This is a genomic window from Microbulbifer mixtoriginis (SeqCode) (genome assembly GCF_052467515.1).
The window spans coordinates 1,056,810-1,072,627 of the sequence record NZ_CP174314.1 but is presented as its reverse complement, the minus strand read 5'-3'; the positions used below and the strand labels follow the sequence as shown (position 1 = coordinate 1,072,627).

Annotated in this window: 13 protein-coding genes; 5 read left to right on the top strand and 8 right to left on the bottom strand. The window is 49.0% G+C overall.

All coding sequences use genetic code 11. The features are described from left to right. Positions 1–462: 462 nt before the first annotated feature. Both ACJJIT_RS04545 and ACJJIT_RS04540 read right to left on the bottom strand, forming a co-directional pair. Positions 463–1,167, bottom strand: coding sequence for a hypothetical protein (locus tag ACJJIT_RS04545; protein ID WP_444900109.1), 705 nt, complete (start codon positions 1,165–1,167; stop codon positions 463–465). 80 nt (positions 1,168–1,247) lie between these two features. Continuing rightward, the gene (locus ACJJIT_RS04540) at positions 1,248–1,424 is read right to left on the bottom strand and encodes a hypothetical protein (RefSeq protein ID WP_444900108.1); all 177 of its coding nucleotides are present in this window, start codon (positions 1,422–1,424) and stop codon (positions 1,248–1,250) included. Positions 1,425–1,999: 575 nt separating this feature from the next. Between ACJJIT_RS04540 and ACJJIT_RS04535 the strand changes: the two genes are divergently transcribed. Beyond that, positions 2,000–2,770: an SIMPL domain-containing protein gene (locus ACJJIT_RS04535; protein ID WP_444900107.1), complete on the top strand. Its 771-nt coding sequence runs from the start codon at positions 2,000–2,002 to the stop codon at positions 2,768–2,770. 93 nt (positions 2,771–2,863) lie between these two features. Here the strand turns inward: ACJJIT_RS04535 and ACJJIT_RS04530 are convergent, their stop codons facing one another. The 3 genes from ACJJIT_RS04530 to ACJJIT_RS04520 all read right to left on the bottom strand — a co-directional run bounded on the left by ACJJIT_RS04530 (position 2,864) and on the right by ACJJIT_RS04520 (position 5,577). Further along, complete coding sequence (locus ACJJIT_RS04530; protein WP_252082888.1) at positions 2,864–3,532, bottom strand: DNA-3-methyladenine glycosylase I; 669 nt, start codon at positions 3,530–3,532, stop codon at positions 2,864–2,866. 240 nt (positions 3,533–3,772) lie between these two features. After that, positions 3,773–4,048: a hypothetical protein gene (locus tag ACJJIT_RS04525; RefSeq protein ID WP_444900106.1), complete on the bottom strand. Its 276-nt coding sequence runs from the start codon at positions 4,046–4,048 to the stop codon at positions 3,773–3,775. Between the two features lie 149 nt (positions 4,049–4,197). Further along, a complete protein-coding gene (locus tag ACJJIT_RS04520; protein ID WP_444884093.1) occupies positions 4,198–5,577 on the bottom strand; it encodes an SLC13 family permease in 1,380 nt (459 codons plus the stop codon). A 400-nt stretch (positions 5,578–5,977) separates the two neighbouring features. On the opposite strand from ACJJIT_RS04520, the gene ACJJIT_RS04515 reads away from it, so the two are divergent. From ACJJIT_RS04515 to ACJJIT_RS04505, 3 genes are all read left to right on the top strand, one after another. Continuing rightward, positions 5,978–6,649: an outer membrane beta-barrel protein gene (locus ACJJIT_RS04515; protein ID WP_444900105.1), complete on the top strand. Its 672-nt coding sequence runs from the start codon at positions 5,978–5,980 to the stop codon at positions 6,647–6,649. A 209-nt stretch (positions 6,650–6,858) separates the two neighbouring features. Continuing rightward, on the top strand, positions 6,859–7,458 hold the full coding sequence (locus tag ACJJIT_RS04510) for an SLATT domain-containing protein (RefSeq protein WP_444900104.1): 600 nt from the start codon (positions 6,859–6,861) through the stop codon (positions 7,456–7,458). 24 nt (positions 7,459–7,482) lie between these two features. Then, positions 7,483–8,001, top strand: a complete 519-nt coding sequence (locus ACJJIT_RS04505; RefSeq protein WP_444900103.1) for a TrmH family RNA methyltransferase — start codon at positions 7,483–7,485, stop codon at positions 7,999–8,001. Between the two features lie 80 nt (positions 8,002–8,081). Here the strand turns inward: ACJJIT_RS04505 and ACJJIT_RS04500 are convergent, their stop codons facing one another. From ACJJIT_RS04500 to purL, 3 genes are all read right to left on the bottom strand, one after another. Further along, complete coding sequence (locus ACJJIT_RS04500; protein ID WP_444900102.1) at positions 8,082–8,963, bottom strand: aldo/keto reductase; 882 nt, start codon at positions 8,961–8,963, stop codon at positions 8,082–8,084. 299 nt (positions 8,964–9,262) lie between these two features. Next, positions 9,263–9,586, bottom strand: coding sequence for a TfoX/Sxy family protein (locus tag ACJJIT_RS04495; RefSeq protein WP_252082900.1), 324 nt, complete (start codon positions 9,584–9,586; stop codon positions 9,263–9,265). A gap of 464 nt (positions 9,587–10,050) precedes the next feature. After that, on the bottom strand, positions 10,051–13,917 hold the full coding sequence (gene purL, locus ACJJIT_RS04490) for a phosphoribosylformylglycinamidine synthase (protein ID WP_444900101.1): 3,867 nt from the start codon (positions 13,915–13,917) through the stop codon (positions 10,051–10,053). Between the two features lie 413 nt (positions 13,918–14,330). On the opposite strand from purL, the gene mltF reads away from it, so the two are divergent. Further along, positions 14,331–15,806, top strand: a complete 1,476-nt coding sequence (gene mltF / locus ACJJIT_RS04485) for a membrane-bound lytic murein transglycosylase MltF (protein ID WP_444884087.1) — start codon at positions 14,331–14,333, stop codon at positions 15,804–15,806. Positions 15,807–15,818: the final 12 nt, after the last annotated feature.

Here is a 15,818-nt window from a genome sequence, read left to right as displayed (position 1 = left end):
GAAATTAGGGCAACTATGCATTCCCCTGAGGAAGATATTCAAGACGGGGTAAAGGTATGGGGTGCTAGGCAAACGCTCTATATGGATATAAACCCAAAATATGAGATGAATTACATCGCAGACGTCTGTGCAAAATCGAAGTATTCGATTCCATAGCTGGAGTCTATTTTGTTCCAGGAGGTACTACCCGCCTGCCGCTTTAACTTAATGATACCAGCAGCTCCAGAAAGGAAAGGATTGGAGCTTCACGGGCTAATACAGTAGATATTCAGCAGGCACCGCTTTGGCAAAGGAAGGCCAGTCTAATTTAGAAAATATACCTTGAAACTTTGCTTACCTATCAAACAAAAAAATAAGTTTTGCAGAGTTCAAGCAGAAACATAAAACTTATTCCACCATTTATAGAAAATGCCCCAGCAACATTACTGAGCACAAACTTACTATCCTTTTTGACGGAGGGGCTTAATTGGTACTTTTGGAATGATAAATTATTCCCTGCCACACATTCTGCTGACCACCACCATAATTTTCAATTTTCGGGTTCTTAATGTAGCTCCAAGCTACCTCACCATCACCTAAATACATCGGTTCATCTATCCCTCCCCAACCATGGTTAGGAAGTTGAACTGGGCCCTCAAGAATATTCAAATCCGAATCGATATCTAAAACATAATACGCTTTTGGGACTAATAACCGCAGAGAGTTAGGGCTATTAATTCGATCAAATTTCAGATTATCCGAAATACATTGAAATTTAGCATAACCGAGTAAATAACGACCATTTCTTAAGCCAATCAACTGAGGATCACTAATTTGGCAATTATTATCCTCAACCAACCATTTAAAGCCCTCACCATCAATGCTGCCACTACCATTAACCTTGGTAATTCCCACACGAGTTAAAAAAGAGGAATCCAGTCCGTTACCGGAATAAAGAGCCTGGCGCTCTATAATGGGATAATCATCATTATCATATTCACTCTTATGGGCCCTATAAGAGAGAAAACAATTAACCTCCCAATTTGAACTACATCCCTCATCAAAAGCATCTACATCATTAAGATCAGCACCAACCTCATCACGAAAGTAGCGCTCCATATCTGAATCTTCTATGTATTTAGGAGAAACAATAACTGATAGGTTGGTCTCCTCATCTAGAGGTACCACCGTATGGCCTCCTCCATTGGATACCATCGCTAAAGTAGAAGTACAAAATGATTAAAATAGCCTTCGAGTGAATCACTCCACTACATTTTTATCGCAATTGTGCCCAACTGACCACGTGAACTCCCAATCCAGTCATTCCAATCGCTGGTACATAGAGCACCATAGCTTTCATTATCTGGATTGTAAAAAGCACGGATATTGACCACGTGACCATTGCCGCAAGCCCAGTCCCAGCCACGGTTATCTGAGCCACTCATTTTCAAAGACCAATCATTTCTATTAATGATTGTTAAGCCCGCAGAGTAGTGAGAGCCAGGGCCAATATTTTTTTGTTAAAAAGAACTCCCATGATTTTTATTTATCCCGTAAGTCGCTACAAATATAGTTATTATTTGGTTTGAGATACATGTAAGCCAACGCGACCTTATTAGCTATGCAATCGACTTTCCGTGATACACTCACCACAAAAACCGTGACATAGATCAAGCCGCAAAAGACAAAAGGTCTTGATAAAGCAACATGAGAGCAAAAATACAATGCAAAGTATTGAACATTGATGCGAACAGTCACCAAAAGATAACTTATTAAAAAATCATAGATACAATTCAATAAAAGTGAAGGCAAACAAATAATCAAGGTATTTTTTATTAATGTTCAGTAAGCAATCTATATACTTTGATTGAGATAGAAAGCTGCTAGGTTATACGACTTTTAACAAAAATAATCATTCTTCAAGCTATTAGAGCCTGGCAACAATATACACCCATGAAATAAATCGATATTCCACCACATAAGTAGTACACCTGTAAAAACCTAACAAGGATATAGTGAAATGAAACTACCACTACTAATTATCAGCTTGCTCTTATCTAGTGCTTGCCTGGCAGCTCCAGAAATTAGAGGTACACCCCAGGACCTACGTGGACTCCTCCACCCGGCGGAGAGTATTGTTACCATCCGTGGCAGCGCGGAAGAAACCGCCTACTCCGATAAGGCCATTGTCAGTTTGATTGTCACAACGGAAGAAGAGCTACTTTCAAATGCAATTGACGCCAATCACAGGCTCCGTTCCAAATTGCATCAGAGCCTGACAGAGGCTGGAATCAAGGGAGCAAATATTAAAAGCTCAAAATTTTCCTCCTCACCCCAATATGGCTGGATGGGAAAGAAGCCCAAGAGCTATAAGGTTGTTAACCGCGTAACTATTTCAATCAACGAGGAAAGCCAACTCCACAGTATTGCGCAGCTCACAGATCAAAATAGAGAAGTTGAAATAGCAAACACCACATTTGAGCATTCAGAAAAGCATTTGTTTAACAAGAAAGTTAAATCCAGGGCTCTGCAAGATATTCTGGAACAGAAAGCGGATTATGAAAAGGCGCTTGGTGTCCAGCTGACACCGATAGGCATTCGCGGTGATAACATACACTACCGAGCTACTGAAGGCGCCATGGCTATAGAAGAGGTTGTTGTTACCGCTTTCCGTGACTCCAGCAGTAACTTTGAGAGCAATTATATTGATTCTGGCCAGGATAAATCATTTGATGAGGTTATTTATGAGGCGGAGCTCTCTGTAGACTTTCGTGTTCGTCCTCAGCCATAGTTAAACCAGTTCTAGTGTTATTACAATTCTGATGATCTGAGCCCACTCTTTAAACTGCTTAAGCAGTGGGCTCCATCTACCAAGCTTAACCAACTACCCAACAGATAAGGATAATATCTGGCTAATCTCATTTAAGCTGCGGTTCGACTGTGCCTGCCAAGTTTCAATAGCTGCTTGTAGTGCGGCCCAGTCTTTTTTTGAAGAGGGAGATTTATCTACTACCCCCTCTCTCACCAGAGCACGAATAGTATCGCTGGCAAAGACCAGTGTATCCACCCCCATACGACGCAAAAAAACCTGGGCGGTTTTGCCTCCCAGTCGGTCTCCACCTTTGCGTAAACTCTGGAGATTCTCTACATAGTTTTTCGTATTCCAGCTAGCAAAATACTCCCCCAGACTCCCATTCTCATTGGATAAATGCCAGAAGAAGTCTGCATTCCGGGAGATTGAGCGGGTTTTGGTCCAATGCTTTATCATGCCCTCCTGGCGCATTAAGTCATCCAGCGCTTCCTCAGAGAGATATCGGCAAAAGGACAAATCAAAGCCATAAAAAATATGCTCTATCCCCGGCCATTTTTTCTCCACGACTTTCCAACTAAACCCCGCCTGAAATACAGCCCGAGAAGCCGCAGACAACCATTGGCTGTTGGGTATTGCTGAGATTTCTTTAGCGGGTTTAGGCTTTGTGAGTCTGGCCGTAAGGCCTTTCTTTCCGCCGAAACGGTCAATGACGGGGGCTTCAATATCGAGAAAATTTCGCATTTATGCTTAATATCCTTTAATAGCTAAAGCATGTCGTACGAGTGATGAAGTTAGCGGTGAGCACATTTGACAGGACCACAGTGTGTCCAGGCTATCGGAGTGAGCCTATCATAGCCTCTTCTCCCACCTTCTTTAGAAGGCCGTTAATCAGTAGGGGAGCTCTTATAATTGGCTTGATCACCGCAGGGATGTAAAGTTGCCTCCATGCATCAGCGCATAACAATCTACGAATCAATAATCTCAGGTGAGCTCATCAATCATACGCATCGCATCCTGAGCACCATAGGATTGCCTTCTGGTAGGTTCAGCTTCAGATGACGCTTGGGCCTGGCTTTGTGAATGGCCAGAAGGCTTGGTAACATTCACCACTCGCGCCATCGCTTGGTAGGGGTATCCCGCATTAAACGCCAAGCCACCAATCGGCTTCCAGCCCTCATTCAGCAGCTGGGTAACTTCCTCTTCCAAACTGGAAAAACCAGACTTCACGACGGCAATTTTATACTCAGCTTTCTTCACATCTACCTCCTGTACCGCATGTTTTTCCGATTACGCCATTCACACTCTGTAACCGGTACATAACCTTATTAGGCTCAAAGGGGCGGAGTTTAAAACACTTACCACCCACTCTAAAGTAATGGATATCAGCCCTAGAGAAACCTGTGAACTCAACCCGGTAAAATCAACCAACTCATCCCAGCAATAATCAACGATGCGGTCACACTGAGTACCGCCCCCTCGCGAACCATATCCTGTATACGCACTTTACCAGTCCCGTAAGCAATGGCATTCGGGGCCGTGGCAACAGGCAACATGAAGGCACAGCTGGCGCTCATGGCAGCGGGGATCATCAATACCATAGGTTCAAAGCCCGCAGAGGTCGCCGCCACAGCGAGAATGGGCATGAGTAGAGTCGCTGTGGCTGTATTACTGGTGATCTCTGTAAGAAAGGTAACTCCCAAACATAGAATCACCAACATCAGCCATAGTGGCATGGCAGTAAGAAAGGACAATCCATTACCGAGCATGTCGCTCAAGCCAGATGTTGAAAATCCTTTGGCCAGGGCTATACCACCTGCAAACAATAACAACATGCCCCAGGGAATGGTTTCCGCTGTCTGCCAGTCCAGCAAGCGCCCCCCTTTGCCATTGGGTACCAGGAACATTGCCACCACTGCAGCGAGAGCTACAGTACTGTCTCCCGCCGCTCCTATCCCCAGCCAATCGCTCCAGCCACCAAACGGTGCATTGCGGGTTACCCAGAAGAAAATAGCGATGGCGAACACTAGCAGAGTACGTTTCTCCTCAGCCCGCCACTCACCGACTTGGGGCGGCTCAATTTCATTCTTCAGGTGAACATTGCGGGTAAGCCAGAGGGCCATTATCGGTAAAGTTACCAGGGCAACCGGTACCCCGATCTTCATCCAGCCAAGAAAGCTAAACTCCCGACCGGTGACCTCTTCATATATTCCCATGAAAATGACATTGGGCGGTGTCCCCAGAGGCGTCCCCACGCCTCCAAGGCTTGCTCCATAGGCAATCCCCAGAACCAGGGCAACAGTGAGGCGCTGATTATCAATACGAGAGAGAATTGCCAGGGCAATGGGTAACATCATCAGGGTTGTGGCGGTATTGGAAATCCACATGCTGAGGAAACCAGCGGCCAGCATAAAACCGAGCACCAAGCGCCTACCGCTAGATACCCCAAAGATACGCAACATATATAGAGCCAACCGTTCGTGGGCACCACTCTTTTCAAGGGCTTTCGACAGAATAAAAGCGCCCATCAAAAGCAGAATTACATGGCTACCGAGGGATGCCGCAACAGTCTTATGATCTGTCACCCCAAATAGGGGTAAAAGCACAAATGGCACCAGAGAAGTGGCGGGAATAGGAAGCGCCTCTGTTACCCACCAAGTCACTGTTAGCAGGGTGATCGCTGCCGTCACTGCGGGAAGATACTGCATCCCCAGTAGAGTCAAAGAAATGTAAAACGCTACAGCCAGTAACGGCCCCAAGACGATAAATTGTTGCCGCGCAATCGACATACCAGCTCCCAATTCCCCCCTAGCCAGAAGGGTTAACTTTCTTATTGATTTATTCCCCAGGTGAATTTGGTGAGCAGTGCTACCCCTCTCATCTGGAGCTGCACAAAATACAAGAAATCGAGGGGCTTTCGCAGCCTTGACCTGAAGAAAATACTCCGGGAAGGGGGCATATTTAAATAAGCAGACCTAGTAGTCATGAGGGAAGGGCTCAACCGCCGTCACCAAAAGACAAGCCTAGTGTCAGAGCAATGAGAATTTCCGCTTCAATCCAGTAATGAAGGACCCTTTCTGCTTAACGCTTAATTTGTACAGATGTACAATGCGCGCCAATCATGACTTTACGATCTTTACCGCTTGCTAACACCCAAGCGCCTGTCGACTGACTGAATTGAGGTACCCCTTGAATCATATCGCTCTCACCGCCCTAATCGCATTAGTTAGTAGCGGCGTTTACGCAGAGGAGAAGCCTTTTTACCTAAAAGCCTCACTGGGTAATATGCAGTTTGATAGCGAAGACTCCACTGCGATAAGAGAGGACCTCCACTCAACCGGCTACGCATTGACTGTTGGCTATCAGGTAAATAACTATATTGCCTTCGAAGGCGGTATAGCGAATCTCAGCAATATCCACAGAGACTATGAACAGAGCGCTCACGGCCTCGAGTGGCACAATGAAGATGAAGTATTAATAGAAAACTACGATTTCAGAAGTCAGCAGGAATCCAAATACAATTCTTATAGCTTAGGATTAACCCTTTCGACGCAAATTCAACAAAACTTAAATGCCGGAGTTCGCTTTGGTGTACACCAATGGAATGAAAATAACAGCGGCCAGACTGAAGACTCCGGCAACCTCAGCGTATACAGCCTAGATCGCGAGCTCTTATATGCAGAGTCCTACGATAGGTCTTATAGCTGGAGTAATGAGAAGGACAGCGGCAGCAACCCATACTACGGTGCTGAAGTTAAGTGGAAGAACGGTGACTGGGGCATCAACCTGGAACACACCATCTACGAGATTAAAAAAGAGAAGGCCAACCTGTCTTCTGTCGGCGTAACGTATAGCTTCTAGGCAATTCACTGCCAGCTCCTATTTGAAGCCCTCAAATTGAGGCCTTGTAAGGCGGGTGCTCACTAACCGCCAGCACAAGGCCCACTAAACCCTCAGTGTGTAAATTAAACACATCAATCCCAATCTTCCCTGCTCCACCCTGTACATCTCATTTTTATCCGGCAAACTATCGCCCTCCAAAAATAACACTAAAGAGGCAGAAGGGATTCATGAGCACGATACCGAATACCGTGGCAGTACTGGACAAACTGCGCTGGAATGCCCATCTGTGTAAGCACAGCCACTTCCGCGCATCTATGAAGGGGCGCAATCAGCATGTGCTCTGCGGAGTCCCCATAGTGGTGGTCAACTTATTCCTCGGCTCTCTATTCTTTTCCCTAATCAATGCGGAACTTCCTGACTGGACCAAGTGGAGTGGCGCCGCTTTAGCCTTGCTGGCTGCTTTACTGGGGGGAGTACAGACTTTCTTCAACTTTAAGAAAAACTATGAGGGACACCGCCAGGTGGGTAATGAATACCTAGCCATTGCCAGAGAATGTGAGCGGTTAATTGCCCTCTACTTTGATCGCATTCTCGACCTGGAGCATCTCTCCAATAAAATTTCCGAACTCAATACCCGCTACAGTGAAATTAATCAACGAGCCGAAGAATTTATTGTCTCCGACAAGGTTTATCGCCAAGCGATGCAGATACAAAGCCAAAAGGCCAGCAAGGAGCCTTCTTTAGTGGAGCGCATGAGGAATACTTCTTTCGAAGAAGCTAAAATAGGCTCACAGGTAGAGAGTTCCCAAGAACCTCTCAGCAGTTAGTAGTCATTTTCAGCAGCGGTAACTATGCAGAAAGAGCACAGCGATCATTCACCCAGCAAACACAACTTTCCCCTTTGCTATTTGGCCACTGATATTCGCACACCCAGCAATATCGGTGGGCTCTTTCGCATTGCCGATGCCCTGGGCGTAGAGAAAATTTACCTAGCTGGAGATAGTCTGCTACCACCAAACTCCAAGATCCGTAAGGTATCCCGCTCAACTGAGCAGCACATTCCCTATCAACACGAGGAAGATGCCCTAAAAGCCGCCTTAGCACTACGGGAAGAGGGATACCGGATAATCTGTTTAGAGATCACATCCAGAAGCGTTGAACTGGGTCAAGCCCCTGTCGTTGAGGGAGATAAGGTCTGCTTGGTTTTGGGGGCTGAAAAAGATGGAATTGCCTCCGAAATACTGGAAATAGCCGATGCAACGGTGCACATCCCTATGCATGGGGTTAATTCCTCAATGAATGTCACTTCGGCCTGTGCTATCGCAAGTTATGAGCTATTAAGAAAAATAACTCCCTCGCGGCCCGCTTAAAATAATAAACTCCTTTACAGAGTTATAGACACAACGGCAGGATAGATAATTTATCTTCTTTCGTTATTTAAGCTCTGCCCTCAATCCGGTACTTTTAAAGTTATATTTTTCTTGTGTACATAATCCGGATCACCGCCAAGCCGCTTGTTACAATTCAAGTTGTTAATCGACTGGATATCGGAGTTACTCAGATTAAAATCGCTTAGTAAGAAGTTAGTTCCTATATGCTCTAAAGATTCCGATTTAGGTATAACAATACGATGCTGCTGAATATTCCACTTTAAGATGACTTGTGCCGGCGTAGCTGAATGCCTTTCAGCAATTTCAGCGATCACCGGGTCCATTATCGGCTTCTCAGCCAAAGGCACCTCTGCCCAGCCCCCGGTACCCAGTGGGGACCAACAACTAATTGCAATTTTATGAAATTGACAATAGTCAACTAGTGGTTGCTGGGTGAAATATGGATGCAACTCTATTTGGTTAATAACCGGGCGAACTTCGGCAAAAGATGCTATTTGCTCAATATCTGATTTGCGGAAATTTGATACCCCTAAAGCTCGAACTTTTTTCTGTTGGTATAGCCCCTCCATCGCCTCCCAGGTTTCCCGTGTATAAGCGGGAACGGGCCACTGGATTAAATAAAGATCCAGGTACTCCAGTTTCAAACGCTCCAAGCTTCGTGCAAAAGCATCGTGAGTCTTCTTTCCTCCCTGCTCGGTATCCCAGACCTTACTGGTAATAAACAGTTCACTCCTGGGGATACCCGACTCCTTGATAGCTCGGCCCAAGGCGCGTTCATTGCCATATAAAGATGCCGTATCGAAATGCCTATAGCCAATTGCCATGGCCTTTAGGATTACCTCGGTGACAAAACCGCCATCTTGCTGCCAACTACCTATCGCAGCCATCCCCATTCCAATTTGGGGAATCTCCACGCCATTATTTAATTCGATGAAATACATACTCGATCCTTGCCAAATGCTGCAGTCTCTACCCACAACAAACAGCCACCCTTGTTCTAATAACGTCCGGCGCTGAATATAGGTGATACAAGTTGTTCGCGACGAAGTTTTCAAATAAATAGACATTTAATTAAAAAGGAAAAAAGAAATACACCACTCTCGATTGCATAAACGATCTCAATGTCATTTGTCGAAATATTTCGAGAATAGTGCACTCTTTTTTGCGAATCGATATAAAAATCGAAGTGCAAAAGCCAGGAAATCTTGGCTACCATTGCATCTCAATTCTTTGCCTTATGTTATTTAGGCGGTAGAGACCCCGCGAATTCCACCCCCCGATTTACCCACTCATCGAGGTCCTGCTCCACTGCATCTTCCTCCACATAGACCATCCCCTTTAGAGGGCGACCGGTATAATCCATAGGGCGAGTATAACGCTCAGCCAAAGCATCCTGATAATTATCCGGCCCCACCCGCACCATCAACTCTTCACCAACCACACCACAAGCCATATTGCCATTTAACATAAATGCGAGGCCACCAAACATCTGTTTTTCAGAGAGCCCCTGACTTCCCTGTAATAAATTGCGCACTTTTTCTGCTAGTGTTTCGTTGTACGCCATGACAATCTCCTTAGTCACTGTTGCTAGGTAGGAAAAAGAATTTTTGGTACTGCTGGGATCTGCGCCAATAAAAACGCGACAAGCGAAAGATCAGTCGAAGGGAGTTTATGAGTAGCGCCCCATGCCGAATTTCTGCATAGAAGCCAATTAAAAGATTGTGAATCGATACAGATAACTGCACCATAGCGAGAAAAGTTATTTCGAATAATCCTTTAAGTGTAGCAGGAAATATCCAAAGCGCCCCAAAAAGTAAATCGTGCCAGATGCAAACACTGACAAAACCATAAAAAATCAATTAACAGTGAAAATACACTCGGCACTGAATTCGAAGAATCACTATCGATTTTGAAGGGCGATTTAACAGCTGATACAGGCGGCATATCCTTATGCCACAAAAATCCATTTGCCTGCCTAGAAAATAATTTGCACCCCGACAGAATTGTGGGGTGCAGAAGAGAATCGGCTTAGTCAACAAATACCCGTGCATTGCGGAACAAGCGCATCCAGCCGGAATCTTCTTTCCACTCATCTGGATGCCAGCTGTTGCTGACAGCTCGGGCAACACGCTCGGGGTGCGGCATCATAATAGTCACGCGGCCATCTTCAGAACTCAGGGAGGTAATACCATTGACCGAGCCGTTGGGGTTGGCCGGATAAGTTTGGCTGATTTCCCCTTTGTTATTCAGGTAGCGCATCGCGATAGTGCCAGAAGCTTCACACTTCTCCAGCGCCTGCTGATCGGCAAACTCCACGCGCCCCTCACCGTGAGCAACGGCAACCGGCATGTAAGTACCCGCCATACCTTTAAACAACACGGAAGGTGAGTCTTCAATGCCTACCAATGCGAAGCGCGCTTCATACTGCTCAGAGAGGTTGCGCACAAAGCGCGGCCAGTGATCCGCACCTGGAATCAGCTCTTTGATCACTGAGAACATCTGGCAACCGTTACACACCCCCAAGCCGAAGGTATCGTTGCGATTGAAGAAGCCCTCAAACTGATCGCGGGCACGATCATTAAACAGAATGGTTTTAGCCCACCCCTCACCGGCACCCAGAACGTCACCGTAAGAGAAGCCACCACAGCCCACCAAACCTTTGAACTCGTCCAAAGCGACGCGGCCGGACAAGATGTCACTCATATGTACGTCGACAGCGTTAAAGCCCGCGCGATGGAAGGAGTGCGCCATTTCCACCTGACTGTTCACACCCTGTTCTCGCAGTACCGCAACTTTCGGGCGAACACCTTTAGCGATATAGGGCGCACTGATATCTTCGTTGATATCGAAAGTAAGATTTACTGTCAGGCCCGGATCTTCCTGAGCGATTGCAGCAAATTCCTGCTCGGCACACTCGGCGTTATCGCGCAGGGATTGGATACGGAAGCTGGTTTCCGACCAGATCTGCTGCAATTCAGCACGGGAGCGCTTGAAGATTTCAACACCGTTATTGGTGATGCACAGGTGTTCGTTATTATTCAGGTAACCGATCTTGTGGGTAGGTACACCGACAGCGGCAAAGCGCTGTACCAGCATATCCGCTTCACAAGCGGGAACCTGTAATACTGCACCCAACTCTTCACTGAACAGCGCGGCAATCGGGTCTTCACCCAATTCATAGATTTCCACATCCATACCCACGCGGCCGGCAAAGCCCATTTCCGCCAGGGTTGTAAATAGACCGCCGTCAGCGCGGTCGTGGTAGGCCATGATCAGGTCTTCATTCAGAGCCTGCTGTACCACCTCGAAGAAACCTTTCAGCTTCTTGGCATCGTCCAGGTCTGCGGGCTTGTCGCCCAACTCGTTGTAGACCTGTGCCAGACAGGAAGCGCCCAAACGATTTTTGCCAGCACCCAGATCAACCAACAGCAGCTCACTCTCACCTTTATTGGTGTGCAGTTGCGGGGTCACTGTTTTGCGTACATCGGTAACCGGAGTAAAGGCAGAAATTACCAGAGACAGCGGTGCGGTAACCGACTTTTGCTCACCCTCATCTTCCCAAGCGGTGCGCATAGACATGGAGTCCTTGCCCACTGGGATGGTAATGCCCAATTCAGGACACAGCTCCATACCCACCGCTTCTACGGTGCGATAGAGTTTTTCCTCTTCACCAGGGTGGCCCGCAGCGCACATCCAGTTGGCGGAAAGTTTGATGTCGGACAGCTGCTTCACCGGAGTACAGGCGATATTGGTAATTGCCTCACCCACAGCCAGGCGGCCTGAGGCCGGCGCATCCAACAGTGCCACTGGGGTACGCTCACCCATAGACATGGCTTCACCGGCGTAGCTGTCATAGGCAACAGTAGTCACCGCACAGTCCGCTACAGGTACCTGCCAGGGACCGACCATCTGATCGCGGGATACCTGGCCGGTTACAGTGCGGTCACCAATGGTAATCAGGAAGCTCTTGCTGGCCACAGTGGGCAGGCGCAGCACGCGCTCAGCCGCTTCGTTCAGGTCGATATCCGCGGTGGAGAAAGCCTTGGCTTCAACGTGGCGAGTCTCTGCTTCGCGGTGCATGCGCGGCGGCTTACCGAACAGTACCGACATCGGCAGATCCACTGGTTTGGAATCAAACTTCTTGTCATTCAGCAACAGGTGCTTGTCTTCGGTAGCCTCACCAACAACAGCGTAAGGCGTACGCTCACGCTCACAGATTTGCTCGAAACGCTCCAGGTCTTCCGGCATAACCGCCAGTACATAGCGCTCCTGGGATTCGTTACACCAGATTTCCAGCGGGCTCATACCCGGCTCATCACAGGGCACATTGCGCAGTTCGAAATTACCGCCGGTACCGCCATCTTTCACCAACTCGGGGAAAGCATTGGACAAACCACCTGCACCCACATCGTGGATAAAGGCAATCGGGTTGTTCTCACCCAGCTGCCAGCACTGGTCGATCACCTCTTGGCAGCGACGCTCGATTTCCGGGTTTTGGCGTTGTACTGAAGCGAAATCCAGGTCTTCAGAGCTGGAGCCGCTGGCCATACTGGAGGCCGCACCGCCACCGAGGCCAATCAACATGGCCGGGCCACCCAGCACTACCAGTTTGGCGCCAGGGGAGAACTCGGGCTTCTCTACATGCTCTTCACGGATATTGCCGTAGCCGCCGGCCAGCATAATCGGCTTGTGATAGCCGCGACGCTCGCCATCGAAATTTTCTTCAAAGGTACGGAAGTAACCGCAGATATTCGGGCGGCCAAATTCATTGTTGAATGCTGCGCCACCGATGGGGCCTTCGATCATAATGTCCAGAGCGGTAACGATACGCTCGGGCTTGCCGTAATTGGACTCCCAGGGCTGTTCCCAACCGGGGATCTGCAAGTTGGAAACGGTAAAACCGGTCAGGCCCACTTTCGGCTTGGAGCCGCGGCCCACCGCGCCCTCATCGCGAATTTCACCACCGGCACCGGTACCAGCGCCGGGGAAAGGAGCAATTGCGGTGGGGTGGTTGTGCGTCTCCACCTTCATCAGCAGATGAATGGCTTCATGACTGAAACCGTATTCCTTGCTTTCCGGGTCTGGGTAGAAACGTCCAGCCACGTTGCCCACCACAACTGCGGCATTATCCGCATAGGCAGACAAGACGTTGTCGCCGCCTTTTTGGTAGGTATTCTTAATCATGCCAAATAGAGAATGCGGCATTTCTTCGCCGTCGATTGTCCAAGAGGCATTAAAGATTTTATGGCGGCAGTGCTCGGAGTTCGCCTGGGCGAACATCATCAGCTCCACATCGGTGGGGTTGCGGTCCAATTCCTGGAAGCTGGTGAGCAGGTAATCAATTTCGTCTTCGGCCAGGGCCAGGCCCAGTGTCACATTGGCAACTTCTAATGCCTCGCGACCACCTTCGAGAATATCCACACCACGCAGCGGGCGGGGCTCTTCTTCAACAAACAGCTGCTCAGCCTGCTCGAGCTCGGTAAAGACCACCTCGACCATACGATCGTGTAGTTGTGAGGCCAGCGCCTGGCGCTCGGCCTCGCTAAGCTCAACCCCACTCAGATAGTAGGCAACACCACGCTCAAGCCGATGAATTTGGGTGAGACCAGCATTGTGGGCAATATCAGTGGCCTTGGAAGACCAGGGAGAAATAGTGCCCGGGCGCGGCACCACCAGGATCAGCTCGCCTTTCGGCTGGTGCTTCTCTTCGCTGGGGCCGTACTGGAGTAGCCGCTCAAGCAGCGCCATCTCCTTGTTATCCAGTGCGTCGCTATCGGCGAAGTGTACGAACTCGGCGTAAAGATCGTCGATGGTCGGTAGCAGCGCGCGCAGTTGGTTGAGTAGTTTTTTATGGCGGAATTTCGACAGTGCGGGAGCACCACGCAGAACTAACATTGCGGGAGATAGCCTCTTGTCTAAATGAGAAAGATTGCGCGAAAGAAGAATCGCACAAGGCCCCGGAAATTTGAGAGGCGCAATTGTACCCGAAGCGCCGCAACTCCAACACACCCGCCCGTCACTTGAGTACACATGAACTAAATAGCAATCAATGTGATCAAAAGGCGAACAAAACCAATCGTAAATTCACCGATTTTATTAGGGGGTTAAAACTCCCTACAAAAGTCTTAATGGCATTTCAAGCGCCCATGTCACAGTGTCCTAAAGCCAAATTGGGCAGATTGTCGTCAAATAATGTAAAATTGGCAGGCTGTGCCAGCATTGGCGAGGAAAGCCCTGGCGGAAATACCCGCAGCAGGCCTTAGGCATAACAGCGATAAAACCAACGGACGAGCTAGAGGGGACAGCCTATGATGATGAGAAGCCGAGCGCTGCGCTATGTCCGCCGCGTGTGCAAAGGTATCGCGCTGTCCTGCTGTGCCTCCCTATTAGTTGCCAGTAAAGCACCGAATACCCTGGAGCGAATTAAAGCTTCCGGTGAACTGGTTGTCCTCTCGCAAAACGGCCCTACCACCTATTACGAAGACGCCTCTGGCAATCCCACCGGTTTTGAGTACGGCATGCTGCACGCCTTTGCCGAAGAGCTGGGAGTCAAGTTGGTGATTCGCGATGTGCACAGCCTGGATGATATGTTCGCTCGCCTGCGCGATCCCGAAGAGGGTGCTCACTTTGCCGCCGCCGGACTGACAGTGACCCCGGAGCGCCGTGAACAAGTGCGTTTCTCCCCTTCTTATTTTGAAGTTCGCCAACAGATTATCTACCGCCTCGGAGAAAAACGTCCGCGCAGAACCAGTGACCTTGAAGGTAAGACCATTGCGGTTATCGCTGGCAGCGCCCATGCCGAAGAATTAAAAAAACTCTCACAGCGTTACCCCAATTTGCGCTGGGAGGAGGTTTCTGATGTCGACGCTATGGAACTGGTAGAGATGGTACACCAGGGCCAATACAGCTATGCGGTGGTGGATTCCAACGCCTACGCTGTGCACCGTGGGCTCTATCCCAAAACTGGAGTGGCTTTTAATCTCAGCCAGTTCCAACCGGTTTCCTGGGCTTTTCCCAAAAGTGACGACGACAGCCTCTATCAGCGAGCACGACTGTTTATGTTGCGTGCCAATACCAATGGCATGATTGCACAGCTGCGCGAGGAATTTTTTGGTCACGTCAGCGAACTGAATCCCGGTGGTGCCCAGGCATTCGCCAGGCGTAGCCGCGAGCGACTGCCCAAGTGGCGCGGAGTTATGCAAAAAGTGGCCGATCAATACGAGTTGGATTGGCATCTGTTGGCTGCACTCAGCTACCAGGAATCCCACTGGAATCCCCGCGCTCGCTCACGCACTGGGGTTCGTGGCCTGATGATGCTTACTTTGAATACCGCCAAAGAGCTGGGGGTCAACCGCCTCAACCCGGAAGAGAGTATTGAGGGCGGCGCTCGCTATATCGTGCATATCCGCAACAAGCTACCGGAACGCATCCGCGAGCCCGACAGAACCTGGATGGCTCTGGCCGCCTACAACGTGGGCTACGGTCATCTGGAAGATGCCCGCGTACTCACCCAGCGCATGGGCGGCAACCCGGATCTGTGGCCGGATGTACGCGACCATCTGCCACTACTGGCCAAGCGCCAATATTACAAATCTACCAAGCACGGCTACGCACGCGGCTGGGAGCCGGTCACCTATGTGCAAAATATCCGCCACTACCAGGCTCTGCTGAGCTGGACCAGCCGTATCGAAGAACAACGCCTGGCGGCCAATGATGAAAACGGTGGGATTCTTGCAGAGAACAGCGCAGTGGAAGCGGAAGGCAGTGCCGCACCCGCGCTATAAATTACAGGCGCC

Bases quoted from the DNA above. Each gene is read 5' to 3' on its own strand.
- ACJJIT_RS04540 (WP_444900108.1), bottom strand. From the start codon at position 1,424: ATGAGTGGCTCAGATAACCGTGGCTGGGACTGGGCTTGCGGCAATGGT.
- ACJJIT_RS04535 (WP_444900107.1), top strand. From the start codon at position 2,000: ATGAAACTACCACTACTAATTATCAGCTTGCTCTTATCTAGTGCTTGC.
- ACJJIT_RS04530 (WP_252082888.1), bottom strand. From the start codon at position 3,532: ATGCGAAATTTTCTCGATATTGAAGCCCCCGTCATTGACCGTTTCGGC.
- ACJJIT_RS04520 (WP_444884093.1), bottom strand. From the start codon at position 5,577: ATGTCGATTGCGCGGCAACAATTTATCGTCTTGGGGCCGTTACTGGCT.
- ACJJIT_RS04510 (WP_444900104.1), top strand. From the start codon at position 6,859: ATGAGCACGATACCGAATACCGTGGCAGTACTGGACAAACTGCGCTGG.
- ACJJIT_RS04505 (WP_444900103.1), top strand. From the start codon at position 7,483: ATGCAGAAAGAGCACAGCGATCATTCACCCAGCAAACACAACTTTCCC.
- ACJJIT_RS04500 (WP_444900102.1), bottom strand. From the start codon at position 8,963: ATGTATTTCATCGAATTAAATAATGGCGTGGAGATTCCCCAAATTGGA.
- ACJJIT_RS04495 (WP_252082900.1), bottom strand. From the start codon at position 9,586: ATGGCGTACAACGAAACACTAGCAGAAAAAGTGCGCAATTTATTACAG.
- purL (WP_444900101.1), bottom strand. From the start codon at position 13,917: ATGTTAGTTCTGCGTGGTGCTCCCGCACTGTCGAAATTCCGCCATAAA.
- mltF (WP_444884087.1), top strand. From the start codon at position 14,331: ATGATGATGAGAAGCCGAGCGCTGCGCTATGTCCGCCGCGTGTGCAAA.